This window comes from Labrys sp. KB_33_2, assembly GCF_052114505.1.
Taxonomy (GTDB): domain Bacteria; phylum Pseudomonadota; class Alphaproteobacteria; order Rhizobiales; family Labraceae; genus Labrys.
Genome location: NZ_JBFREW010000001.1, coordinates 82,670 through 105,501, shown reverse-complemented (window position 1 = coordinate 105,501; position 22,832 = coordinate 82,670). Strand labels below are relative to the sequence as shown.

Sequence of the window (22,832 nt, the reverse complement as noted above, 5' to 3'; positions counted from 1 at the left end):
TGATTCGATACGATACTTGTCATCCCCGGCAAGGCCGCAGGCCTTGGGAAGGGGATCCAGGGGTTGCAGGCAGCGCTTTTAGGCCCCTGGATCCCTTTCCCCTCACGTTCACAAGCAAGCTTGTAAACGCTCGGCCGGGAATGACAGCCGGCTCCAGCGTCTTCATCGTTAGCAGAGCCTCGCAATCCTCATGATCCAACAGCATCCCGAGCGCTCGGCGCTGGTCGCCATCCTTTGCGTCGCCGGCGCGGCCCTGATCTTTGCCGTGCTAGCCGGCCTGGTCACGCAGGGAGGCACGGAAGCCTTCGATCGCGCCATTCTCCTGATGATGCGCAATCCCGCTGATCTCACCGATCCGCTCGGGCCGGGCTGGCTCGAGGAAATGATGCGCGATTTCACCGGCCTGGGCGGCGTCGGCGTGCTGACGCTGACCACCCTGGTCGTAGCGGGTTTTCTTGCGCTTTCGGGATCGCCGCGCAGTGCCGTCTTCGTCATCCTCGCCATCGGCAGCGGCATTCTGATGAGCTCGCTCTTGAAATACGGCTTCGACCGGCCGAGGCCGGACCTGGTGGCGCATGGGTCCAGGGTCTACACGTCGAGCTTTCCCAGCGGCCATTCGTTCATGTCCGCCACCGTCTATTTCACGCTCGGCATCATGCTGGCCCGCAGCTTTCCCTCGGGAGCCCTGTCGATCTACATCATGGTGGTGTGCACGCTGCTGACCTTCGTGGTCGGCATCAGCCGCGTCTATCTCGGGGTGCACTGGCCCACCGACGTGATCGCCGGCTGGGTGATCGGCGCCGGCTGGGCCCTGTTCTGCTCGCTCCTGGCGCAGCGTCTGTCGGGACATTGATCAGCCAGACTTCGCCGGCGGCGCATAGACTTCGATGGCGTGGCGCCGGAGCTTGAAATGCGCCGGCGTCCAGGTGGTAAGCTCGCCGTCGGTGTTGACCGGGCGCGGCCGGTTGGTGCGGATCACCAGTTCGGTGGTAGCGAAGGCCCGCACATCGTCCCACTGGCCATGGGTACCCTTGCGCAGGCTCGGCAGCAGCTTGAGCAGGCGCCACCAATGATCGACCTCCAGGCTGTAGAAATCCAGCTTGCCGTCGTCTGCCGTGGCGGTTTGCTCGACGCTCATGCCGCCACCGTAATATTTGCCGTTGCCGACCGAGACCTGCAGGGTCTTGATCCTCTCGGTGTGGCCGTCATGGTCGAGATAGGCGGTGAAAAGCTGCGAGCGCGCCAAGAGCCGGGCCGCCACGATGCCATAGCCGAGCTTGCCGAACATCTTCTTGGCCTTCTCGGAGAGCTCGGCGGCAAGGTCGGCACTGAAGCCGATGCTGGCCACGTTGAAATAGAGCTGGCCATTGACTTCGCCCAGGTCCATGGGTCTGGGCTGCCCCGATACGATGAGCTCGGCAGCTTGCACAGGATCGGCCGGGATCTCGACCGTGCGGGCGAAATCGTTGGCGGTGCCGAGCGGCAGCACACCCAGCGGCAGGCCCGCCTCCATCAGCCCCCGGGCGGCGGCGTTGAGGCTGCCGTCGCCACCACCGACGATGACGAGGTCGCATTCCTCCCGGCGCCGCAGGATCACGTCGGCGATCTTCTCATCCCCTTCCGGGCTCGCCTCGAGGAGATCGATGCCGCCCGTCTCCAGCACCTTGCGGATCGCATCGGTGCCCTTGCCGCCATTGCGCGCGTTGGGATTGACGATGAAAAGGGCACGCCTGCCCTGTCGTGAATCAACCATACTCTTCCCCAGTGCCCCTCGCGCAGGGCGCGAGACCTAAAACCGAATTGCCTAATCGGCAATCTGGCGCATTCCGTGGCCATGGCACGGCGAAGTTCGGGATCTCGGGCCTGTCGAAAAGCGCGGCATCCGGTGTGCCGGCCACGCTCCATCGGCCTGATGGAGCTGGGAAGACCTATTCCGCCGCCTCGGCCTTCGTCGCCTCGTCCGCCTCGATATGACCGGAACGGATGCGAATCATGCGGTCGCAGCGGGCGGCAAGACCGAGGTCGTGCGTAACCAGCACGAGGGTGGCGCCGCGCTCGCGCTTCAAACGGAACATCAGCTCGACGATGCCCGCGCCGGTGCCCTCGTCGAGATTGCCGGTCGGCTCGTCGGCGATCAGGATGGCCGGCTCGGGCGCCAGGGCGCGGGCCAGCGCCACGCGCTGCTGCTCGCCGCCCGAGAGCTGGGCCGGATAATGGGCTTTGCGTGCCCCGAGCCCCACAGCCTCCAATTCGGCTTCCGCCCTGGCGAAGGCATCGCGCCGACCGGCCAGTTCCAGCGGCACGGCGACATTTTCGAGCGCCGTCATGGTGGGGATGAGGTGGAAGGACTGGAAGACGATCCCGATATGCCGCCCGCGGAACTTGGCGAGGCCATCCTCGTCGAGGACACCAAGATCCCGCCCGGCGATGCGGATGCTGCCGCTGTCGGGCCGCTCCAGGCCGCCCAGCGTCATCAAAAGCGTGGATTTGCCCGAACCGGAAGGACCGACGAGGCCAACCGCTTCCCCCTGCCTTATTTTCAGCGTAACGCCCTTGAGAATGTGAACGCGCGCCGCACCGGTGCCGAGGCTGAGATGGACATCAGCCAGATCGATCGCTTCGCTCATTCGCATCCTGCCTGAAAGGTTTTCGTGATCGTGTATCGTATCTATGCATCGATTGTGGCAATTCTCACATTGCTTGTCATGACCCCGCTCACGAGCGTGTCGGCGGCCGCCGAACCGCTGCGGCTGGTGGCCCTGGGCGACAGCCTCACCGCCGGGCTTGGCCTGGAAGCCAAGGATGCCTATCCCGCCAAGCTGCAGGCCGCCCTCGCCAAGCTCGGCGTCGAGGTGGTGATCGACAATGCCGGCGTCTCCGGCGATACCACCGATGGCGGCCTCGCCCGGCTCGACTGGTCGGTGCCCGACGGTACCAAGGCGGTGCTGATCGAACTCGGCGCCAACGACATGCTGCGCGGGCTCGATCCCAAGCTCGCCCGGGCCAATCTCGCCGCCATGCTGGAGCGCCTCAAGGAGCGCAAGATCCCGGTCCTGCTCATGGGCATGCGCGCCGCGCCCAATCTCGGCGCCGACTATCAGAAGGCGTTCGATGCTGTTTATCCCGATCTCGCAAGCCAATATGGGGCTGTACTCTATCCCTTCTTCCTGGATGGCGTCGCTGGCACACCGGGCCTCAATCAGGCCGACGGCATGCATCCGACCGCCGCCGGCGTCGACGTGATCGTTACAAGGCTGGCGCCGGTGGTAGCGGAGTTCGTTAGAAAATTGCGATAAGGCTGGGCACCAAGGCCGAGCGCGTCTAGTGCCGGGGCAATTTCAAGGGAGGCGGCACGAATGGGCATCGAGGAGCGAGCGAAAGGTGAGCTGCGGCTCATTCCGGCCCGCAAGGGCGTGGCCGAGCGGGTGAAGGCCGGGCAGACTGTGACGGTGATCAACACCCATGGCAGCCAGGTCGTCGACAGTTGGGCCTTCAATGCCGAGGATCCCGGCGAGTTCATGTCGATGGAGCACAGCCGCGGCGCCATGCTGCGCGTCAATCCCCAGGTCGGAGACACGCTGCGCAGCAATCGCCGCCGCCCCATGCTCACCTTGACCGAGGACAATTCCGGCGGCATCCACGACACGCTGATCGCCGCCTGCGATCGCTATCGTTATGAGCAGCTAGGCCATGTTGGCCATCACGACAGTTGCACCGACAATCTGGCGAATGCCCTGGCTTCGGTCGGCGTCACCGACGCGGAGACACCGAGCCCGCTCAACCTGTTCATGAACATCCCGGTCGGTGAAGACGGCAGCGTCTCCTTCCAGCCGCCGGTGTCGACGCCGGGATCCCATGTCCGCCTCAGGGCCGAGATGGACCTGATCATCGTTTTCTCGGCCTGTCCCCAGGACCTGGTGCCGGTAAACGGCGCCGACTGCATCCCCCAGGATGCGCATTACACCATCGACTGACCGCCTCAGGCGCGGCTTGAGAGCAGAGTGCTCTGTCATCCCCGGCGCCGCCATAGGCGGCGGGAAGGGGATCCAGGGGCCGAAAGGACTTCGCCTGGAATTCCTGGATCCCCTTTCCTCGCCACTGCGTGGCTCTCCGGGGATGATAATCTCTTCGATATAACCCTTCAGATAAGAGCCCTCTGGCTCCCCGGACAGGAACGAAAAAGTGAGCAGCAACAATTCCTTCCAGCCGCTCGATTCGGGCGTGGTGCCGCGCTTTGCCGGCCCCTCCACCTTCATGCGCCTGCCCATGGCAAGACCGGAGGAGGTCGAGATCGCCCTGGTCGGCATTCCCTTCGATGGTGGCGCGACCAATCGTACCGGCGCTCGGCACGGCCCCCGTGAGATCCGCAACCAGTCGAGCCTGGTGCGGCGGGTGCACCACGTCACCGGCATCTCGCCCTTCGACCGGGTACGGGCGGGCGATTGCGGCGATGCGCCGATCAATCCGCTCGATCTCATGGCCAGCCTGGAGAGCATCGAGGCCTTCTATGCCGAGATCCATGCCGCCGGCGCCCGCCCATTGACGGCGGGAGGCGACCATCTCACCACCCTGCCCATCCTGCGCGCTTTGGCAAAGCAGGCCCCGGTGGGCCTCATCCAGTTCGACGCTCATTCCGACACCTATGACAGCTTCTTCGGCAGCCGCTACAACCACGGCACGCCGTTCCGCCGCGCCATCGAGGAAGGACTGGTCGATCCCAAGCGCATGATCCAGATCGGTATTCGCGGGGCGATCTCCGACGCAGCCAATTACGACTTCGCCCGCGCCGCGGGCGTCCGCATCGTATTCATCGAGGAGTTCATGGCCCGCGGCGTGGCCGATGTCATGACCGAAGCGCGCGCCATCATCGGCGAGCACCCCGCCTATCTCACCTTCGACATTGACGCGCTCGATCCTTCCTTCGCGCCTGGCACGGGCACGCCGGAGATCGGCGGGATCTCCTCGCGCGAAGCCCAGGCGATGATCCGCCTGATGGAAGGCGCCAATCTGGTCGGCGCGGACCTGGTGGAAGTCTCTCCGCCACTCGACCCCTCGGGCCTCACCGCCCTGACCGGCGCAACGCTGATGTTCGAGCTGCTCTGCGTGATGGCGAGTGGCGGCTGAGGTAATCCTGTTTTACGGTTATCCCGGATCTGCGGCGCAACACTGCATGCCGCACCGCGCGAGGGATGACCGACGTCCTCACACCACCAGGCGCAGCGGCTTGTCGATGGCCTGCAGCACGCGCGCCAGATCGTGGCCGCGCTTGAGGATCATGCCGGTCGGCGCCAACACGCTATAGGCGCCCTGGCGCTGGGCGAGCGAGGGATCCTTGACGATGCGATAGAGCGGCATCTCCGAGGCGCGCCGAAAGATGGAAAACACGGCCTTGTCGCGCAGGAAATCGATGGCGTAGTCGCGCCATTCGCCATGGGAGACCATGCGACCGTAGAGATTCATGATCTGGCGCAGTTCGTGCCGGTCGAAGGCGATGGCTGGTGGATCGGGGCGGCGCGAAGCGGGAAGGTGCGCGACATCTGCGCTTTCGCTTCGCGAAAACAGCGATCCAGGCGGATCAGCCTCCGTCATGACGCCTCCTGTGTAAGCGGCTTGTCGTCACAATGTCATGATTGCGCCGATCCGCCTCCCATTCAAGTTTTATTGCCTCCCGAACCGGTCATCGCAGGGGAAGACTGCCGTCTCCGGTGGAAAGCCGGCCGTAAAGCTCGGGCCGGCGATCGCGGAACAGCCCCCAGGCAGCGCGTTCGGCACGAATCGCCTCAAGATCGAAGCTTGCCGTCAGCACGGCCTCGCCGGAGCGGCCGGCCTCCGCCACCAGCTCTCCATGCTGGCCGGCAATGAAGGAAGAACCGTAGAAGGTCAGATCCTGCTCGCCGAAGCGCTCGACACCAATGCGGTTGGCCGCCATCACCGGCATGATATTGGCGCCGGCATGGCCGCGCATCACCGTGCGCCAATGCTCCATCGAATCGAAGCCGGTGGCGGGCTCGGAGCCGATCGCGGTGGGATAGAGCAGTGCATCCGCACCCATCAGCGCCATGGACCGCGCCGCTTCGGGGAACCACTGGTCCCAGCAGATGCCGACGCCGATGGTGCCGAAACGGGTAGGCCAGACCTTGAAGCCGGTATCGCCGGGCCGGAAATAGAACTTCTCCTCATAGCCCGGCCCGTCCGGAATATGGGACTTGCGATAGAGGCCGAGGACGCCACCATCGGCGTCCACCATGACGAGGCTGTTGTAATAGGCTTGGTTGGCCCGCTCGAACAGGCTGACCGGCAGGACCACGCCGAGCTCGGCGGCAAGGGCGCGCATGGCCTTGAGGGTCGGATGATCCTGGTCCAGCGTGCGCGCCTTGGCGAAATGCTCGGCCTTCTCCTCCTGGCAGAAATAGAGATCCTCGAACAGTTCCTGCACGAGCACGATTTGGGCACCAGCACCGGCCGCCTCGCGCACCAGCCGCGTTGCCGTGGCCACATTGTCGTCAACGCTGTCGGTGCAGGCGAACTGCACCACGCCGAAGGTCGTTTTGGCCATCATACCTCCTCGAAGCCGGTGAGGACGCCAACCGCATTCACCGCGATTTCGGCCACGGCATAACCGCCTTCCATCACGAAGAGCGTCGGCAGCCCGAGCTTGGCGATTCGCGCGCCGATGAGCGGATAATGCTCGGTCTTCAGCTTGAAGGCGCTGATCGGGTCCTTCTCGAAGGTATCGACCCCGAGCGAGACCAGGAGCACGTCAGGCTTGTAGGCGGCCGCCTTGGCGCAGGCATCGTCCAGTGCGGCGCCCCAGACCTCGAAGGTGGTACCTGCCGGCATGGGATAGTTGACGTTGAAGCCCACACCCTTGCCGGCGCCTGTCTCGTCAGCATGGCCGAGGAAGAAGGGATATTCGTTGGCGGGGTCGCCATGCAGGTTGAGCACCAGTACGTCGTCGCGCTCGTAGAAGATCTCCTGCGTGCCATTGCCGTGATGATAGTCGACGTCGAGGATGGCGACCTTGCGAGCGCCATTGTCCAGGAACCATTGCGCCGCCACGGCCGCATTGTTGATGAAGCAATAGCCGCCCATGAAACCGGAACCGGCATGATGGCCGGGCGGACGGCAGAGGGCGAAGGCCGACTTCTCGCCACCCTTGACCAGTCCGGCAGCCGTCAGCGCCACCTCATAGGAGGATTTGATCGCGTCCCAGGTGCCCTCCACGAAGGTCGCCCCGGCGTCGAAGGAATAATAGCCGAGCAGCGCCTCGATCGATTCCGGCGGCTTGTCACCCCTCAGGCCGCGCGTCGGCCAGGTAAAGGGCATCGCCGTGCCCTCGCGCCCGGCAGCCTTCCACATCGGATAGGCCCGCCCGAGGAAATCGATGAAATCAGGCTTGTGCACGCGCAAGGCGGCATCGAGCGAATGGGTTTGCGGCGCCAGCACCGGGCCGAGCCCGACCGCGTCGATGCGGGCGCGGATGAATTCGGCACGCGAGGGCATCTCGAAGGCCGGCACGATGGCGCCGGCCACCAGTTCGACATTGCCGGCATGGCCCTTGTGACGCTCGGAATAGACGGATTTCATCGGGGAGCGGGTTCCAGTGACTGTTCCTGGAATTGTGATCACAATTTCCAGGCCTTAGCAAGGGCAACCAGATCGAAGGGGACAACCGGCGCCATTCTGCCCCTATTGCTTTTACCTAGGGGCAATGTTTCATTCGCCGGACGGGATGACATTTGCATGATACGAGCTAAGAAGCATTCCGATACCACCCAGGGAGGTTCTATGCGTTTCGTAAAATTCGCGGCCGGCGCATTGGCGCTGATGGCCAGCATGGGCATGGCCAGCGCCAAGGATTGGTCGACCATCAAGATCGGCACCGAGGGGGCCTATCCTCCCTTCAACAGCCTGACGCCATCGGGTGAGATCGTCGGCTTCGACGTCGACATCGCCAAGGCCGTCTGCGAGAAACTGAAAGCAAAATGCACCGTCGTCGCACAGGATTGGGATGGCATCATTCCCGGCCTGAAGGCCGGCAAATACGATGCCATTTTCGCCTCGATGTCGATCACGGACGAGCGCAAGAAACAGGTCGATTTTTCCAGGTCCTATTACCAGACGCCGGCCGTCTGGGTCGCTCCCAAGGACAGCAAGATCAAATCCTTCGACTCCGAAGGCCTGAAGAGCGCCATCGTCGGCACCCAGTCCTCCACCATCCATTCCAACTTCCTGGAGGGTGAGATCGGCACCGGCGGCGCGCAGGTGAAGCTCTATCCCGCCCAGGATGAGGCCAATGCTGACCTGGCCGCAGGGCGTATCGACGCCGTCGAGGCCGACAAGAGCGCCATGACGGAGTGGCTCAAATCCGATGCCGGCAAGTGCTGCGAGATCAAGGCCGAGATCGACATCAAGAAATATGTGAAATATTTCGGCACTGGCGTCGGCGCGGCCGTGCGCAAGGAGGATACGGATCTTCGCGACGCCATCAGCAAGGCGATCGAGGAAATCCACGCCGACGGCACCTACCAGAAGCTGAACGCCAAGTATTTTCCGTTCGACCTCTGGGTGCCCTGACGCCACCGCCTGAGACGCGTGACGCATAGGCCGCTGGCCCCGTATGAGGCCAACGGCCATGACGTGACGGCGCATTGATCGGCCTGGCATCGAATCCGGTGCCAGTGCCCTATCCCGATGGCTCGGCGGCGGGGAGACGGAATGGAACTTCTGGGATTTGGTGCAACGGGATGGGGCCCCCCGCTGCTGCAAGGGGCCATGATGACCCTGGGCCTGGCCTTGTGCACCCTGCCTTTCGGCCTGCTGCTTGGACTCGCCGTGGCGATGGCCAAGAATGGCGGCCCCATATGGCTCGGCGTCGTCTGCGGCATCTATACCTCGCTGTTTCGCGCCTTGCCCGAGCTTCTCACCATCCTGATTGTCTATTTTCTGGGCCAATCCGCCATCAATGCGCTTCTGACGGCCCTGGGGATCGGCATCCAGATCGAAGTCAGCGGTTTTGCCGCCGGTTTCATGGCCCTCGGCCTGGTGCTCGGCGCCTTTTCCAGCGAGGTCTGGCTCGGCGCCCTGCGCAGCCTTTCCAGAGGACAGAGCGAGGGCGCGGCCGCACTGGGCCTCAGCCGCGGCCAGACATTCCGCATGATCATCCTGCCGCAACTGATCCGCACGGCCCTGCCCGGCCTCGGCAACAATTGGATGGCGCTCCTCAAGGACACCTCGCTCGTCTCCGCCATCGCCGTCAGCGAACTGATGTACATGACCAACCGAGCCGTGTTTGCGACCAAGCAGCCCTTGATGTTCTATGCAGCCTGCTGCCTGCTCTATCTGGTGATGGCCATCCTGTCCGGCGTCGCTCAGACGATGCTGGAAAGGTATTTTAATCGCGGCCAGAACCTGGCGAGGGCTTGAGCATGGATACGCTCTGGTCCGGTTTTCTCGGCCTCGTCGGTGATATCGGCCTCAACGCCGATCTGCTGGCGACCTACGGCCCGCGCTTCCTGGCCGGCCTGCGCCTGACGCTGCTGCTGGTCGCCCTGGCAATGGTGCTCGGCGCCTTGCTGTCCTTCCCGATCGCTCTGGCGCGCATGTCGCGCAATTCGATCCTGAGGGGGCTGGCCTATGGCTATATCTATTTCTTTCGCGGCACGCCGCTGCTGGCGCAGGTCTATCTGATCTACAACGGCCTTGGCATCTTCCTTGGTACCCACAAATCCTTCTTCGAGGATCTCGGCCTGTGGTGGCTACTGCGCGACGGTTTTTACTACGCGGTGGTGGCCTTCACCCTGAATACTGCCGCCTATCAGGCCGAAATCCTGCGCGGCGGCATCGAGTCGTTGCCGAGGGGCCAGACCGAGGGAGGCCTCGCCCTTGGCCTGCATGCAGGCCAGATTTTCCGCAAGATCATTCTACCCCAGGCCCTGATGGTGAGCCTGCGCCCCTATGGCAACGAGTTGATCCTGATGCTCAAGGCGAGTTCGGTCGCCGCCCTTGTGGCGGTACCGGAACTGATGGGCGTGACACGTCTTGCCTTCTCGCGCACATTCGATTTCCAGGCCTATATGTGGACCGCGATCATCTACCTGATCATGGTCTTCGCCATCGCCCATGTCTGGAACCTTCTGGAGAAGCGGCTGACGCGGCACCTGCATCGTGCCATGCCGCAACTGGCGGCGACCGCTCAGGCGCATTGAGTCCCGGCGTGCCGGTCTTCTCGGCTCCGTCGAGAGATGGAGCGGAACCGGCACACCAAAGCTAGATCCTGTCGACCAGGGTGGCGCCAGCCTGCCGCATGGCGTCAATCCCCGCAGCGACGGAACCATCGAGATCGATGCCGCGGCAGGCATCGAGTACGACGATGGTCTCGAAGCCCAGGCGCCTGGCATCCTCGGCCGAGAAGCGCACGCAGAAATCGGTGGCGAGGCCGACGCAGAACAGCCGGCCGAGACCGCGCTCCCTGAGATAGCCAGAGAGCCCGGTCGGGGTTTTGCGATCGTTCTCGAAGAAGGCCGAATAGCTGTCGATGGCGCGATTGTAGCCCTTGCGGATGATCATCTCCGCCCTGGGCAGGGCCAGGCCGGGATGGAATTCGGCCCCCTGGCTGCCCTGGATGCAATGATCGGGCCAGAGCGTCTGCTCGCCATAGAGCATGGTCGTCGTGGTGAACGGCGCCTTGCCCGGATGGCTGGAAGCAAAGGAGGAGTGGCCGGGCGGGTGCCAGTCCTGCGTCAGCACGCAATGGGCGAAATCCACGGCCATCCGGTTGATATCAGGCACCACTGAATCACCGTCGGGCACGGCCAGAGCCCCGCCCGGGCAGAAGTCGTTCTGCACGTCGATCACCAACAGGACGTCGTTCGGGCCGGGCTTCATGAAATCTCTCTCTTCACGGCGTTATGCCTCTATCTTGATCACCCCGGCTGGAAGATCAACTTGCCTTTGATTCTCAGGGAGCTACACAGAAGAATAGGCTGCGGATTGCGACTCGCGGCCGGCAAAGGCAGGACCCCATGCGTCCAGATTTCTCTCCCGCCATCGTCGACGCCGAGCACAGCTATTTGCTGCATGGCCAGCGCTTGACCGCCCCCTCCCTGTTGCCGGGTCTCCATGTGGTGGCGACGCCCATCGGCAATCTTTCGGACATCACGCTTCGGGCGCTGACCACGCTGGCGGCCGCCGATCTCATCGTCTGCGAAGATACGCGCGTCACCAGCCGCCTCACCAATCATTATGGCATCAGCGCCCAGCTCCTGGCCTATAACGACCACAACGCGCCCCGCGTACGGCCCCAGATCCTGGAGCGCCTTACCAGCGGCCAGGGCGTCGCCCTGGTTTCGGACGCCGGCACGCCGATGGTGTCGGATCCCGGCTTCAAGCTGGTGCGCGAAGCGATCGAAGAGGAAATTCCCGTCTTCGCGGCGCCCGGCCCCTCCGCCGCGCTTGCGGCGCTGGCCGTCGCAGGCCTGCCGACCGACAGCTTCTTTTTCGAGGGCTTCCTGCCCAACAAGGACGGTGCCCGGTCCAACCGCCTCGCCGAGCTCAAGACCATTCCCGCCACCCTGATCTTCTACGAAAGCGGCCCGCGTCTCGCCGACAGCCTAGCCGCCATGGCGACGGCACTCGGCGACCGAGCAGCGACCGTGGCGCGGGAACTGACCAAGGCCTATGAGACCGTCTATCGCGGCACGCTGGTGTCGCTGGCCACTGATTTCGCCATTGCCGACGAGCCGCGAGGCGAGATCGTCGTGGTGGTCGGCCCGCCCGTCGAGGAACCAGCCAGCGCCGACGACATCGAGGCATCGCTCGCCGCTGCCCTCGAGACGCTTTCGGTGAAGGATGCCGCCGCCGCGGTCTCGGCCCGCCTCGGCCTGTCCAAGCGCGACGTCTATGCCCGCGCCGTCGAGATGGCCTCGGAGCGCCGCAGCAGGGCCTCTTGAGCAGGCTCGAACGCCAGGCTGCCTTCCGTGTCGGCCTCAATGCCGAGACAAAAGCGGCCTGGGTGCTGCGCCTCAAGGGCTATCGCCTGCTCGCCCGCCGCTTCAAGGTGCCGGGCGGCGAGATCGACCTGATCGCCCTGCGCGGCAGCACGCTGGTGTTCGTTGAAGTCAAGGCACGAGCGGATCTGGCGGTGGCGCTCGAAGCGATCACGCCCACCCAGCAGCGGCGTATAGCCACCGCCGCCCGGGCCTGGCTGGCGCGCCATCCCGATCAGGCCCAGCTCACCCAGCGTTTCGATGCGGTCTTCGTGATGCCACGGCGCTGGCCGCGACACCTGGAGAACTGGTTCGAAATGGATCTGGGATAAGGGGAGCTGATCTTCAAACGACTGCGTCACGAATGAGGCACGACCCCACCCTCCCCACGAAGCTGGGGAAGGATTACCGCGCCCTACCAGCAACCGCCACATTGCAGGCCGGTCCTGCAAACCAGTCCTCCAAGACTTACCGCCCCAGTACCCGGTTCAGCCAATCCGCGATCGGCCGGCCGGTGTTCCGCGGCGCATTGGCCGTCATCACCGGCTCGACAGCCACCGGCTGGTCCTCCGGCGCTCCGTCGAATTGCGGCTGCGCCGCGATGACGTCCTCCGGCGGCGGCGCCTCGCGCACCCAGGGCTTGCCGGGCAACGGCGCCGGCGACACGCCCTTGTGGGCACCGCGCATGAACTCGTTCCAGATCTGGGCCGGCAGGCTGCCGCCGGTCATGCGCGAGGTGGAAGTGCCGTCGTCGTTGCCGAGCCAGACGGCCGTCACCATGTGGCTGGTATAACCGATGAACCAGGCATCGCGATAATTCTGGCTGGTGCCGCTCTTGCCGGCCGATTGCCAGCCTGGCAGGCCATATTTGCGCGCCGTGCCGACCGTCAGCGTCTGGCTCATCATCGCATTCATCATGCCGACCTTGTCGTCCTCGATGACGCGCTGATTGCCGGGAGCCTGGCGCTGGAATAGCACCTTGCCCTTCTCGGTCTTGATGCTCCTGACCACATAGGGGATCACCATGCGCCCGCCATTGGCGAAAGTGGCATAGGCCGAGGTGATCTCCAGCGGTGTGACTTCCGAGGTGCCGAGGGCGATGGAGGGATTGGGCTCGAGATTGGAATTGATGCCGAGGCTGTGGGCAACCGCCACCACCGCCTTGGGGCCTACTTCGGCGCACAGGCGCACCGCGACCGTATTGAGCGAGAGGGCAAGCGCTGTGGTCAGCGAGACCGGGCCGCGATATTCGCGCGAGAAGTCCTTCGGGCTCCAGCCCGCCAGAGTGATCGGCGCATCGTCACGTACGGTTTCGGGCGTGGCGCCGTTCATCAGCGCGGCGAGATAGACGAAAGGCTTGAAGGTGGAGCCGGGCTGGCGATAGGCCGAGATCGCCCGGTTGAACTGGCTTTCGGCATAGGAGCGCCCGCCCACCATGGCGCGCACGGCGCCATCGGGATCCATCGCAACCAGGGCCCCCTGGCTCACGCGCAGCTTGCCGCCGGACTTGTCGAGGCCCTGGCGCAGGGATTGCTCGGCAAGGTTCTGCAGCTTGGCGTCGATGGTGGTCTCCACCACCACGTCGGTGTCGAGCGGGCCAGTGAGATCGCTGAGCTGGTTGGAAATCCAGTCGGCCGGATAATTGCCGGAAGAGCGAACCGCCAATTTGGAAACCTTGACCGCCGTGGCCTGAGCCGCCTTCTCGTCCTGTGCGGAAATCGCCCCGGTATCGACCATGGCGTCGAGCACGAGCTGGGCCCGGTCATGCGCACCCTTGGGGTTCTTGGTCGGGTCGAGTGACGACGGAGCCTTGACCAGGCCGGCCAGGGTCGCGGCTTCGGCAATGGTGAGATTCTTGGCAGGTTTGCGGAAATAACGCTGCGCCGCCGCCTCGATGCCATAGGCACCCGCGCCGAAATAGACGCGGTTGATATACATCTCCAGGATCTGGTTCTTGGAGAATTTGCGCTCGAGATAGACGGCGAGGATGGCCTCCTGGATCTTGCGGCGCAGGCTGCGTTCCGGCGTCAGGAAGACGTTCTTGGCCAGCTGCTGGGTCAGCGTCGAGCCGCCTTGGGTCAGGCGATGGGTGGTGAGATAGACATAACCGGCGCGGGCCAAGCCCTGCGGGTCGACGCCGTAATGGGAATAGAAGCGCCGATCCTCGATGGCGACGAAGGCCAGAGGCACATATTTCGGCAGATCCTTGAGCGAGACGGCGGCGCCGCCCATTTCGCCCTGATTGGCGAGCACGGTGCCATCAGCCGAGACGATCTTCACATTGGGCGGCCGCGGCGGCACTTCCAGGTTCTGGATCGGCGGCAAATTGGCGGCATACCAGGCCACCACGCCGCCAACGCCGAGCAGGCCCCACATGCACATCACGAAGGACCAATAGGTCAGGCGGTAGAGCATCGAGCGGCGGCGCTTGGGCTTGCGTCCTCCGCCGCCAGAACTACCACCGCCTCCGCCGCGGCGGGACGAACCACCGCCACTTCGAGAGGAGGATCCGCCGAACAGGCTCCAGCCCTTCTTCGAACGCACGGCCTTGGCGCGCGAGGGCGCGCGATCGCGCTGCTCCAGCGGTACGGGCGCGGGCCGATCTTCCCGGGTCAGGCGAAACGTATCGCCCTGATCGGCCTCCTCGCCTGCTTCCGGCTCGAAACGCGGCTCGACCCGCTCAACCATGCGCCGTTGCCCTTGCGCCATCCTTGCCTTCCAAAACTCCAGAACAAAGCGCGTTCAAGCGTGGACGCTCCCTTGCTCTAACTCATCATTTCCAGCCGATCCGACGGATTGGCTATCGCGTCATTACGATTGTCTTGCCAATTCTTGGCGATACCGCCAATCGCAAGACGCCCCTGCAATCAGACCAGTCATAGCAGCGTTGGGTTAACAACGGTTACCACCGGAATTTCCTCCTGCTTTCCGCTGCGCGAAAGGCATGAACAAGGCGTCAATCCGTCATTGTCGTGGCGCATTCAAGCATCGATGCCGTGCAAAGCGTGGAAAAACCGTGCAGGCCGCGGCAGGCGAGAGCAAAACGCGTTTGGACGCAAACGCTTCTTCGCCCTCGCTCTATGTTTTGACGCGTCATTGCGATTCTTGGCGATTCCGCCAAATCGCAAAACGCTTTGGCCCTTTCGTAAAATCTCCGCGCCTTGTAGGAGACGTTTCCTGGAGCGTTTTGCGACACTTGGCTATTCAGCCAAATCGCAAAACGCTCCAGGAAACGGCAGGAGGATCTATGGCGCTCATCTACAAGATCTTGACGGCGCAACAATGGCGCAATGCCGAGGCCAGCGGGCGCTTCGATGGGGCGCCCGTCGATGTCCAGGATGGCTACATCCATTTTTCCTCCGCCGAGACAGCGCAGGAGACGGCCGCCCGGCATTTTGCCGGGCAGGACGATCTCATTCTCGCCGCCGTCGAGGCTGACAGGCTGGGCGAGGCCCTCAAATGGGAAGTCTCGCGCGGCGGTGCCCTGTTCCCGCATCTTTATGCCGCCCTGCCCCTCGATTTGGTCGAATGGACGGCGCCCCTGCCGCTCGGAGCGGACGGCCACCATGTCTTCCCGCTCGAGTTCCTTTCGAGCCAGCAGCCATGATCGGCGCAGCCTTCGCCCTGATCCGTCCCCGCTTGTTCCGGATGGATCCCGAGCAAGCGCATGAGGCTACGCTCTCCGCCCTGCGCAGCCTGCCGATGCCGCCTTCCCTCCCCGATCCGGCCTCGCTCAAGGTGAAGGCCTTCGGGCTCGATTTCCCCAATCCGGTCGGCGTGGCCGCCGGCTTCGACAAGAATGCCGAGGTCGTCGATCCGCTGTTCAAGCTTGGCTTCGGCTTCGTGGAGATCGGCAGCGTCACGCCGAGGCCGCAGGATGGCAATCCCCGCCCCCGCCTGTTCCGCCTGCCGGCGGACGAGGGTGTGATCAACCGCTTCGGCTTCAACAATCAGGGCCATGCCGCCGTACTGGCCCGCCTCAAAGCCCGCAAGGGCCGCGGCATCCTGGGTGTCAATGTCGGCGCCAACAAGGACAGCGAGGACAAGGCCGCCGACTATGCCGCCGGCATCATCGTCTTCGCCCCGGTCGCTTCCTATTTCACCCTCAATATTTCCTCGCCCAACACACCGGGCCTGCGCAATTTGCAAAAGCGCGAGGCGCTCGACGAATTGCTGGCCCGTGCGGTGGAAGCGCGCGATACGGCCGCGCTCATCGGGCCGCGTCGCCCGCTTCTTCTCAAGATCGCGCCCGACGTCACCATGTTCGAACTCGACGACATCGTCGACCGCGCCCTCGCCCACAAGCTCGACGGCATGATCGTCTCAAACACCACGATCTCCAGGCCCGAGACGCTCAAGGAGCGTGAGACGGCCAAGGAAACCGGCGGCCTGTCGGGAGCGCCCTTGTTCGAACTCTCCACGCAGGTGCTGGCCGAAACGGCGCGGCGTGTCGGTGGCCGTTTCCCCCTGATCGGGGTCGGCGGCATTCATTCAGCCAGGACCGCCAAGGCCAAGCTCGAGGCCGGCGCCACGCTGGTGCAGCTCTATTCGAGCCTGGTCTACAAAGGCCCCGGCCTGATCCGGCAGATCAAGAAGGGACTGCGGTAATCGTCTGGGATCGCAGGCATCCTTGCCCGCGATCCCAGAAGTCATTACGCCGCCTTCTTCTCCGGCTTGAAGCGCTGGTAGAAACGCTCGTCCTTGGCGGCCATGTCGCGCAGCAGCTTGTTGGGCTGGAAGCGCGGGCCAAAGGTGGCTGCCAGCTTATCGCACAGGGCCACGAAGGCCTTGCTGCCCATGCCGTCGATATAGGACAGGGCTCCCCCCGTGAACGGCGCAAAGCCGAAGCCGAGGATGGAGCCGACATCCGCCTCGCGCATGTCGGTGATGATGCCGTCCTCCACGGTACGAGCCGCTTCCAGTGCCTGGACCACGAGGAAACGGTGCTTCAGGGTCTCCTTGTCGATGGTGTCGGGATCGAGTTTCACCGCCTGGAGATCCGACAGGCCCGGCCATAGCCGCTTGGAGGCGCCGGCGGGATAATCGTAGAAGCCCTTGCCGTTCTTGCGGCCGAGGCGGCCATGCTGATTGAGCAAAGCATCGAGCAGCTTCTCCTGCGCCGGATCGATGGCGGCCTCACCGAGATCCTTTTTGGTGGCCTGCAGGATCTTCCATGCCAGGTCGATGGCGATCTCGTCGTTGAGCGAGAGCGGCCCAACCGGCATGCCGGCCGCGCGGGCGACGTTCTCGATCATCGCCGGCGGCACGCCCTCGCCCAGCATCAGATGGCCTTCGCGGATATAGTTGAGCACGCAGCGATTGGCGAAGAAGCCGCGGCCGTCATTGACCAGGATCGGCGTCTTCCTGATCGCCCGCACGAAGTCGAACGCCACGGCGATGGCCTTGTCACCGGTCCTGGCACCCTTGATCACCTCGACCAGCAGCATCTTGTCGACCGGCGAGAAGAAATGCACGCCGACGAACTGTTCGGGACGGGCCGAGTTCTCGGCCAGCGAGGAGATCGGCAGCGTGGAGGTATTCGATGCGAAGACGGTATCCTCGCTGATCACTGCCTGGATCTTCTTGATCACCTCGGCCTTGACGGTGCGATCCTCGAACACGGCCTCGACGATGAGGTCGACGCCGGCGAGCGCGTTGAAATCGGCCGTGGCGGTGATCCGGCCGAGCAGGGCTTCCTTATCGGCCATCGAGGCGCGGCCCTTCTTGATCTGGCCGGTGATCAGGCCGTCGGAATGGGCCTTGCCCTTGTCGGCGGCTTCCTGATCGCGGTCAACAAGCACCACGTCGAGCCCGGCCAGTGCCGAGACATAGGCGATGCCTGCGCCCATGAAGCCGGCGCCGACCACGCCGACGCGCTTGAGGTTAGACGGCGGCAGGGCCGGACGGCGCGCGCCCTTGTTCAACTCCTGCATGGAGACGAACAGAGTGCGGATCATCGAGCGCGCCTCGGTCGAGCGCAGCACATGGGCGAAATAGCGCGATTCCACCGTGAGCGCGCGGTCGAAGGGCAGCTGGAGGCCCTCATAGACCGATTGCAGAATGGCCCGGGCGGCGGGATAATTGTCGTATGTCTCGCGGCGATAGAGCGCGTTCGCCGGCGGGAACACCATCATGCCGGCCTTGGAATAGACCGGGCCGGCCGGCAGGCGGAAGCCTTCGACATCCCAGGGCGCCACCGGCGAGCCACCGTCCCTGATCCATTCCTTGGCCTTTACAACCAATTCCTCACGCGGCGCGACGGCATGCAGCAAACCCATCTTCTGGGCCTGGCTGATGCGCAGTTGATCGCCCTTGAGCAGCATCTGCAGGGCCTGGTCCGGCTTCATCAGGCGGGACACGCGGGTGGTGCCGCCGGCACCGGGGAACAGGCCGACCTTGACTTCGGGCAGGCCGACGCGGGCCTTGTCATTGTCGGAGGCGCCGATGCGATAATGGCAGGCCAAGGTAAGCTCGAAAGCGCCACCCAGGCAGACGCCGTTGATGGCGGCAGCGAAGGGCTTGCCTGCGGTTTCGATGCGTCGATAGAGCTGAGAGAGAAAGCGGCTCTCGGCGAAGAAGGTCTCCATCGCCTTCTCTTCGCCGAGCTCGGCGCGCGCCTTGGCATAGCGCTGGCCCATGCCCTCGAGCATGGTGAGGTCGGCGCCGCCGGAAAAAGCGTCCTTGCCCGAGGCGATCACGCAACCCTTGATGGCGGCATCGGAGGTCACGCGATCGAGGATCTGGCCGAGTTCCTCCATCACCTCCACGGTGATGACGTTCATCGAGCGGCCGGGCATGTTCCAGGTGGCGAGAGCGATACCGTCGCTATCGACATCGAAGCGGAAATTGTTCATCTCAGATCCTCTCGATGATGGTGGCGGCGCCCATGCCGGCGGCAACGCACAGCGTGATCAGGGCGGTCGACTTGCCGGTGCGCTCGAGTTCGTCGAGAGCGGTGCCCAGGATCATTGCACCGGTGGCGCCGAGCGGATGGCCCATGGCGATGGCGCCGCCGCAGGGATTGACCTTGGCGGGATCGAGATCGAAGGCCTGCATGTAGCGCAGCACCACCGAGGAGAAGGCCTCGTTGATCTCAAACAGATCGATGTCGGCCTTGCTCATGCCGGCCTTGCGCAGCAAGAGTTCGGTGACGTCGACGGGACCGGTCAGCATCAGGGCGGTATCCGAGCCGATCGAGGCAGCTGCCCGGAGACGGGCGCGCGGCTTGAGGCCGAAGCGCTTGCCGGCCTCGGCCGAACCGATCAGCACGGCGGAAGCACCATCGACAATGCCGGAGGAATTGCCGGCGTGATGGACGTGGCTGACCTTCTCGACTTCCGGATGCGACTGTACCGCGACCGCGTCAAAGCCACCCATCTCGCCCATCTGCACGAAAGAGGCATTGAGCGAGGCCAGGGACTGCATGGTGGTGGACGGGCGCATATGCTCGTCCTTGTCCAGGATGGTCAGGCCGTTGATGTCCTTGACGGCGATGACGGAGTTGGCGAAGCGCCCCTCGCTCCAGGACTGGGCGGTACGGCGCTGCGATTCCACCGCATAGCCGTCGACGTCGTCACGCGAGAAACCATATTTGGTGGCGATCAGATCGGCGGAAATGCCCTGGGGCATGAACCAGGTCGGCACCGCGCTGGAGGGGTCGAGCGCCCAGGCACCACCCGAGGCCATCATGCCGATGCGCGACATGCTCTCGACGCCGCCGGCAACGACGAGGTCCTTCTGGCCGCCGGCGATCTGGCCGGCCGCAAGGTTCACTGCATCCAGGCCCGACGCGCAGAAACGGTTGATCTGCACACCCGGTACCTTCTCGCCAAGGCCTGCATGCAGGGCCGCGATGCGGGCGATGTCGCCGCCGGCCTCGCCGATCGGATCGACGCAGCCGAGGATGACGTCCTCCACCGCATTCTCCGGCAGCTCGTTGCGCTTGGCCACGGCCCTCAGCGTCTGGCTCGCCAGCGACAGGCTGGTGACCTCGTGCAGGGCGCCATCGGCCTTGCCCTTCCCGCGCGGCGTACGCACGGCGTCGTAAATGAAGGCTTCGCTCATTGGGTCTCTCCCTGGGAGCGCGAGCATCTTGCCCGCTTTTCCCGATCAGACATACAGCTTACAAGAGCGGACATCGCGACATGTCTGCATGTCGCCGAGATGGCCGCGCTCCAATCAAAACGCCTCGGCTTCCAGAGCCATCACGTCGCCGGCACCAGCCGTGACACGGGCCAGGCGCAGCCCGGTTTCCGGCAGCAGCCTGTCCGCGAAGAACCTGGCCGTCACCAGCTTGTTCCTGGCAAAGGCATCGTCTCCCTTCGCCAGCGCCGCCTTCGCCATCTGCGCCCACATCTGGCCGAGCGCGACCAGGCCGAAAAGGTGGAGATAATCGGTCGAAGCCGCGCCGGCATTGTCCGGCTTGGCCAGGGCATTCTGCATCAGCCACATCGTGGCCTGCTGCAGGTGGCCGGCCGAAGCCTTCAAGGGAGCAATATAGGGCTTGAGCGCCTCGTCTGCCTCATGGGCCTTGAGAAAACCGTTCAATTCCCCCAGATAGGCCATCATGGCGCGGCCACCGTCGCGCGGCAGCTTGCGCCCGACGAGGTCGAGAGCCTGAATACCGTTGGCGCCTTCATAGATCAGGGTGATGCGCGCATCCCGCACGAACTGCTCGACGCCGACCTCGGCGATATAGCCGTGACCGCCAAACATTTGCTGGCTATTGATCGCATTCTGCAGGCCGTTTTCGGTAAGGACGGCCTTGACGATCGGCGTCAGCAGGCCAAGCCGGTCATCGGCCGCCTGGCGCGCGGCCGCATCGGGGGAACGACGATGGATATCGGCCTGGAGCGCAGTGGCGAGCGCCAAAGCGCGGCCGCCTTCGTTGAGGGCCCGGGCGGTCATCAAGGTGCGCCGCACGTCGGGATGCACGATGATGGGATCGGCCGCCTTGCCCGCTTCCTTGGCGCCGGTGAGGGCCCGGCCCTGTAGACGGTCGCGGGCATAGGCAGCTGCGTTCTGGGTGGCGACATCGCCGAGCGCCAGACCCTGCATGCCGACCGCCAGGCGCGCCTCGTTCATCATCACGAACATGGCGGCGAGGCCCTTGTTCTCGGCACCGACGAGATAACCAATGGCCTCTTCATAGTTCATCACGCAGGTCGAATTGGCGTGAATGCCCATCTTCTCCTCGATCTTGCCGCAGGAGACCTTGTTGCGGTCACCGAGGGAGCCATCGGCGTTGACCAGAACTTTCGGGCACACGAACAACGAGATGCCCTTGGTGCCTTCAGGCGCGCCCTCGATGCGAGCGAGCACCAGATGCACGATGTTGTCGGCCAGGTCATGCTCGCCGGCGGAGATGAAGATCTTGGTGCCGGAGATCTTGTAGGAGCCATCGCCGACGGGCACGGCCTTGGTGCGGATCAGGCCGAGATCGGTGCCGCAATGCGGTTCGGTGAGGTTCATCGTGCCGGTCCATTCGCCGGCTATCATCTTGGGCAGGTAGGCCTGCTTCTGCTCATCGCTGCCATGCTCCAGGAGAGCGGCGATGGCGCCTTGGGTCAGTCCCGGATACATGCCGAAGGCCAGATTGGCGCCCGACACGAATTCCTGCATCACCGAGTTGAGCACAGCCGGCAGGCCGGCGCCGCCATATTCCGCCGGGGCCGGCAAGCCGACCCAGCCGCCTTCGCGATAGGCTTGATAAGCCTGCTTGAAACCATCCGGCGTCGTCACCGCGCCATCGTCGGAGCGAATGCAGCCCTCGCGGTCGCCGCTGACATTGAGAGGCTGCAGCAGCTCCTCGCACATCTTGGCGCCTTCGCCGAGAATGGCGCCGACGGTTTCCGGGGAGACGTCCTCGAAGCCGGGAAGATTGTTGTACTTGTTGATGTCGAGCACGTCGTTGAGGAGGAACATCACATCCTCCACGGGAGCCTTGTAGCTGGGCATCTGTCTGTTCCTGTTCGACTATTTCTGCTGACGGGCGAGGCGGCTGCGCACGGTGTCGCGCGCATGGCTGAGTTCGGCATAAGCGTGGTCGATGTCGCGACGGCGACGGTCGAGCTCGGCGAGCTTCTCTTCGAACCGCTCGAGGGCGACGCGCAACTGCGTGGCCTGGCCATCGCCGAGATCATAGAGGTCGAGCATCGACTTGACCTCCTCGAGCGAGAAGCCGACGCTCTTGCCCATCAGGACAAGCTTGAGGCGTGCGCGATCACGACGGGAATAAATACGCTCCTGGCCCCGCCTCGTGGGGGTCAGCAGGTCCTTTTCTTCGTAGAAACGCAGGGTACGCGAAGTCACCTCGAACTCGGTGACCAGTTCATGGATGGTGAACTGCTCCTTGCGCTGTCCACCCTTCCGCAGGTCGGCGGCTTCATCGGAGAAGGCCATCTCGCTCAGTGACATCGTACACCTCTGCATCGCGGATGAGGAGGAAATACATTCAGTTTACGTTAACGTCAAGATGCGGTCGCAAGAATGTGAAGCCCGCGAGGTCGAGGATTCACTCCGCCCAACCCTGCCCTCCGTGTTTTATCGGCGCCGTTGCCCATAGAGTTCGTAGAGCGCTCCGCTATGGGGCGGCGGCAGGCTGGTCGACCCCAACCGCTGCGGACCAAGCCTTCTGGCTACGGCGATGGGGGCCGCGTTGTCGGGATGGATGACATGGACGATCTCCTGCCATCCGAGCTCCTCTAGACCCAGGTGACGCAGCGCGCCGCAGCCTCCGTGGCATAGCCCTTGCCCCAATGGGAACGATACAGCGCCCAGCCGATTTCCGTGCCTGGCCAGCCTTCGGGCTGCCAGGGGCCGACGCGGCCGACCCACTGGCCCATC

General features: G+C 64.2%; 23 protein-coding genes. 11 read left to right on the top strand and 12 right to left on the bottom strand.

All coding sequences use genetic code 11. From position 1 onward, the window contains the following. Positions 1-190: 190 nt before the first annotated feature. Positions 191-853, top strand: a complete 663-nt coding sequence (locus tag AB4037_RS00500; protein WP_441770172.1) for a phosphatase PAP2 family protein — start codon at positions 191-193, stop codon at positions 851-853. Here the strand turns inward: AB4037_RS00500 and AB4037_RS00495 are convergent, their stop codons facing one another. Both AB4037_RS00495 and AB4037_RS00490 read right to left on the bottom strand, forming a co-directional pair. Next, positions 854-1,753 (bottom strand): lipid kinase, encoded by a 900-nt coding sequence (locus AB4037_RS00495; protein WP_434958024.1) that lies wholly within the window; start codon positions 1,751-1,753, stop codon positions 854-856. It abuts the gene before it with no gap. Between the two features lie 175 nt (positions 1,754-1,928). Beyond that, positions 1,929-2,627: an ABC transporter ATP-binding protein gene (locus tag AB4037_RS00490; protein WP_441770171.1), complete on the bottom strand. Its 699-nt coding sequence runs from the start codon at positions 2,625-2,627 to the stop codon at positions 1,929-1,931. Between the two features lie 78 nt (positions 2,628-2,705). On the opposite strand from AB4037_RS00490, the gene AB4037_RS00485 reads away from it, so the two are divergent. From AB4037_RS00485 to speB, 3 genes are all read left to right on the top strand, one after another. Then, the gene (locus tag AB4037_RS00485; RefSeq protein WP_441770170.1) at positions 2,706-3,296 is read left to right on the top strand and encodes an arylesterase; all 591 of its coding nucleotides are present in this window, start codon (positions 2,706-2,708) and stop codon (positions 3,294-3,296) included. 60 nt (positions 3,297-3,356) lie between these two features. Beyond that, the gene (locus AB4037_RS00480; protein WP_441770169.1) at positions 3,357-3,974 is read left to right on the top strand and encodes a DUF1989 domain-containing protein; all 618 of its coding nucleotides are present in this window, start codon (positions 3,357-3,359) and stop codon (positions 3,972-3,974) included. A gap of 280 nt (positions 3,975-4,254) precedes the next feature. Beyond that, the gene (gene speB, locus AB4037_RS00475) at positions 4,255-5,124 is read left to right on the top strand and encodes an agmatinase (RefSeq protein ID WP_441770522.1); all 870 of its coding nucleotides are present in this window, start codon (positions 4,255-4,257) and stop codon (positions 5,122-5,124) included. Positions 5,125-5,202: 78 nt separating this feature from the next. On the opposite strand, the gene AB4037_RS00470 is transcribed toward speB, so the two are convergent. The 3 genes from AB4037_RS00470 to AB4037_RS00460 all read right to left on the bottom strand — a co-directional run bounded on the left by AB4037_RS00470 (position 5,203) and on the right by AB4037_RS00460 (position 7,587). Then, the gene (locus tag AB4037_RS00470; RefSeq protein WP_311940882.1) at positions 5,203-5,589 is read right to left on the bottom strand and encodes a DUF2794 domain-containing protein; all 387 of its coding nucleotides are present in this window, start codon (positions 5,587-5,589) and stop codon (positions 5,203-5,205) included. Positions 5,590-5,677: 88 nt separating this feature from the next. Next, positions 5,678-6,556 carry an N-carbamoylputrescine amidase gene (aguB, locus tag AB4037_RS00465; RefSeq protein WP_434959696.1) on the bottom strand — a complete coding sequence of 293 codons (879 nt, stop codon included), beginning with the start codon at positions 6,554-6,556 and terminating at the stop codon, positions 5,678-5,680. Further along, positions 6,556-7,587, bottom strand: a complete 1,032-nt coding sequence (locus AB4037_RS00460) for a histone deacetylase family protein (RefSeq protein ID WP_434958028.1) — start codon at positions 7,585-7,587, stop codon at positions 6,556-6,558. Before AB4037_RS00460 ends, aguB begins: the two co-directional genes overlap by 1 nt. Positions 7,588-7,788: 201 nt before the next feature. On the opposite strand from AB4037_RS00460, the gene AB4037_RS00455 reads away from it, so the two are divergent. The 3 genes from AB4037_RS00455 (at position 7,789) to AB4037_RS00445 (ending at position 10,208) form a co-directional block, all read left to right on the top strand. Beyond that, the gene (locus AB4037_RS00455; protein ID WP_434958029.1) at positions 7,789-8,577 is read left to right on the top strand and encodes a transporter substrate-binding domain-containing protein; all 789 of its coding nucleotides are present in this window, start codon (positions 7,789-7,791) and stop codon (positions 8,575-8,577) included. Positions 8,578-8,694: 117 nt separating this feature from the next. Then, positions 8,695-9,426 (top strand): ABC transporter permease, encoded by a 732-nt coding sequence (locus AB4037_RS00450; protein WP_441770168.1) that lies wholly within the window; start codon positions 8,695-8,697, stop codon positions 9,424-9,426. 2 nt (positions 9,427-9,428) lie between these two features. Next, positions 9,429-10,208, top strand: a complete 780-nt coding sequence (locus tag AB4037_RS00445; RefSeq protein ID WP_434958031.1) for an ABC transporter permease — start codon at positions 9,429-9,431, stop codon at positions 10,206-10,208. A 61-nt stretch (positions 10,209-10,269) separates the two neighbouring features. On the opposite strand, the gene pncA is transcribed toward AB4037_RS00445, so the two are convergent. Next, on the bottom strand, positions 10,270-10,887 hold the full coding sequence (gene pncA / locus AB4037_RS00440; RefSeq protein WP_441770167.1) for a bifunctional nicotinamidase/pyrazinamidase: 618 nt from the start codon (positions 10,885-10,887) through the stop codon (positions 10,270-10,272). A gap of 137 nt (positions 10,888-11,024) precedes the next feature. Between pncA and rsmI the strand changes: the two genes are divergently transcribed. Then, complete coding sequence (gene rsmI, locus AB4037_RS00435) at positions 11,025-11,951, top strand: 16S rRNA (cytidine(1402)-2'-O)-methyltransferase (RefSeq protein WP_434958033.1); 927 nt, start codon at positions 11,025-11,027, stop codon at positions 11,949-11,951. Then, positions 11,948-12,319 (top strand): YraN family protein, encoded by a 372-nt coding sequence (locus AB4037_RS00430; protein WP_441770166.1) that lies wholly within the window; start codon positions 11,948-11,950, stop codon positions 12,317-12,319. The genes rsmI and AB4037_RS00430 overlap by 4 nt, the downstream gene beginning before the upstream one ends. Positions 12,320-12,455: 136 nt before the next feature. On the opposite strand, the gene AB4037_RS00425 is transcribed toward AB4037_RS00430, so the two are convergent. Further along, positions 12,456-14,696, bottom strand: a complete 2,241-nt coding sequence (locus AB4037_RS00425) for a transglycosylase domain-containing protein (RefSeq protein WP_441770165.1) — start codon at positions 14,694-14,696, stop codon at positions 12,456-12,458. 538 nt (positions 14,697-15,234) lie between these two features. On the opposite strand from AB4037_RS00425, the gene AB4037_RS00420 reads away from it, so the two are divergent. Together AB4037_RS00420 and AB4037_RS00415 are read left to right on the top strand one after the other, a co-directional pair. Further along, entirely contained in the window at positions 15,235-15,594 is a 360-nt protein-coding gene (locus AB4037_RS00420) for a DUF952 domain-containing protein (protein WP_434958036.1), read from the top strand. Beyond that, a complete protein-coding gene (locus AB4037_RS00415; protein ID WP_434958037.1) occupies positions 15,591-16,595 on the top strand; it encodes a quinone-dependent dihydroorotate dehydrogenase in 1,005 nt (334 codons plus the stop codon). Before AB4037_RS00420 ends, AB4037_RS00415 begins: the two co-directional genes overlap by 4 nt. Before the next feature lie 44 nt (positions 16,596-16,639). On the opposite strand, the gene AB4037_RS00410 is transcribed toward AB4037_RS00415, so the two are convergent. The 5 genes from AB4037_RS00410 to AB4037_RS00390 all read right to left on the bottom strand — a co-directional run bounded on the left by AB4037_RS00410 (position 16,640) and on the right by AB4037_RS00390 (position 22,831). Then, entirely contained in the window at positions 16,640-18,841 is a 2,202-nt protein-coding gene (locus AB4037_RS00410) for an FAD-dependent oxidoreductase (protein WP_441770164.1), read from the bottom strand. A 1-nt stretch (position 18,842) separates the two neighbouring features. Continuing rightward, positions 18,843-20,051 carry an acetyl-CoA C-acetyltransferase gene (locus AB4037_RS00405; protein ID WP_434958039.1) on the bottom strand — a complete coding sequence of 403 codons (1,209 nt, stop codon included), beginning with the start codon at positions 20,049-20,051 and terminating at the stop codon, positions 18,843-18,845. 114 nt (positions 20,052-20,165) lie between these two features. Further along, positions 20,166-21,944 (bottom strand): acyl-CoA dehydrogenase C-terminal domain-containing protein, encoded by a 1,779-nt coding sequence (locus AB4037_RS00400; RefSeq protein WP_441770163.1) that lies wholly within the window; start codon positions 21,942-21,944, stop codon positions 20,166-20,168. An 18-nt stretch (positions 21,945-21,962) separates the two neighbouring features. Next, on the bottom strand, positions 21,963-22,403 hold the full coding sequence (locus tag AB4037_RS00395; protein ID WP_434958041.1) for a MerR family transcriptional regulator: 441 nt from the start codon (positions 22,401-22,403) through the stop codon (positions 21,963-21,965). Positions 22,404-22,690: 287 nt separating this feature from the next. After that, complete coding sequence (locus AB4037_RS00390) at positions 22,691-22,831, bottom strand: GNAT family N-acetyltransferase (protein WP_441770162.1); 141 nt, start codon at positions 22,829-22,831, stop codon at positions 22,691-22,693. Position 22,832 lies beyond the last annotated feature (1 nt).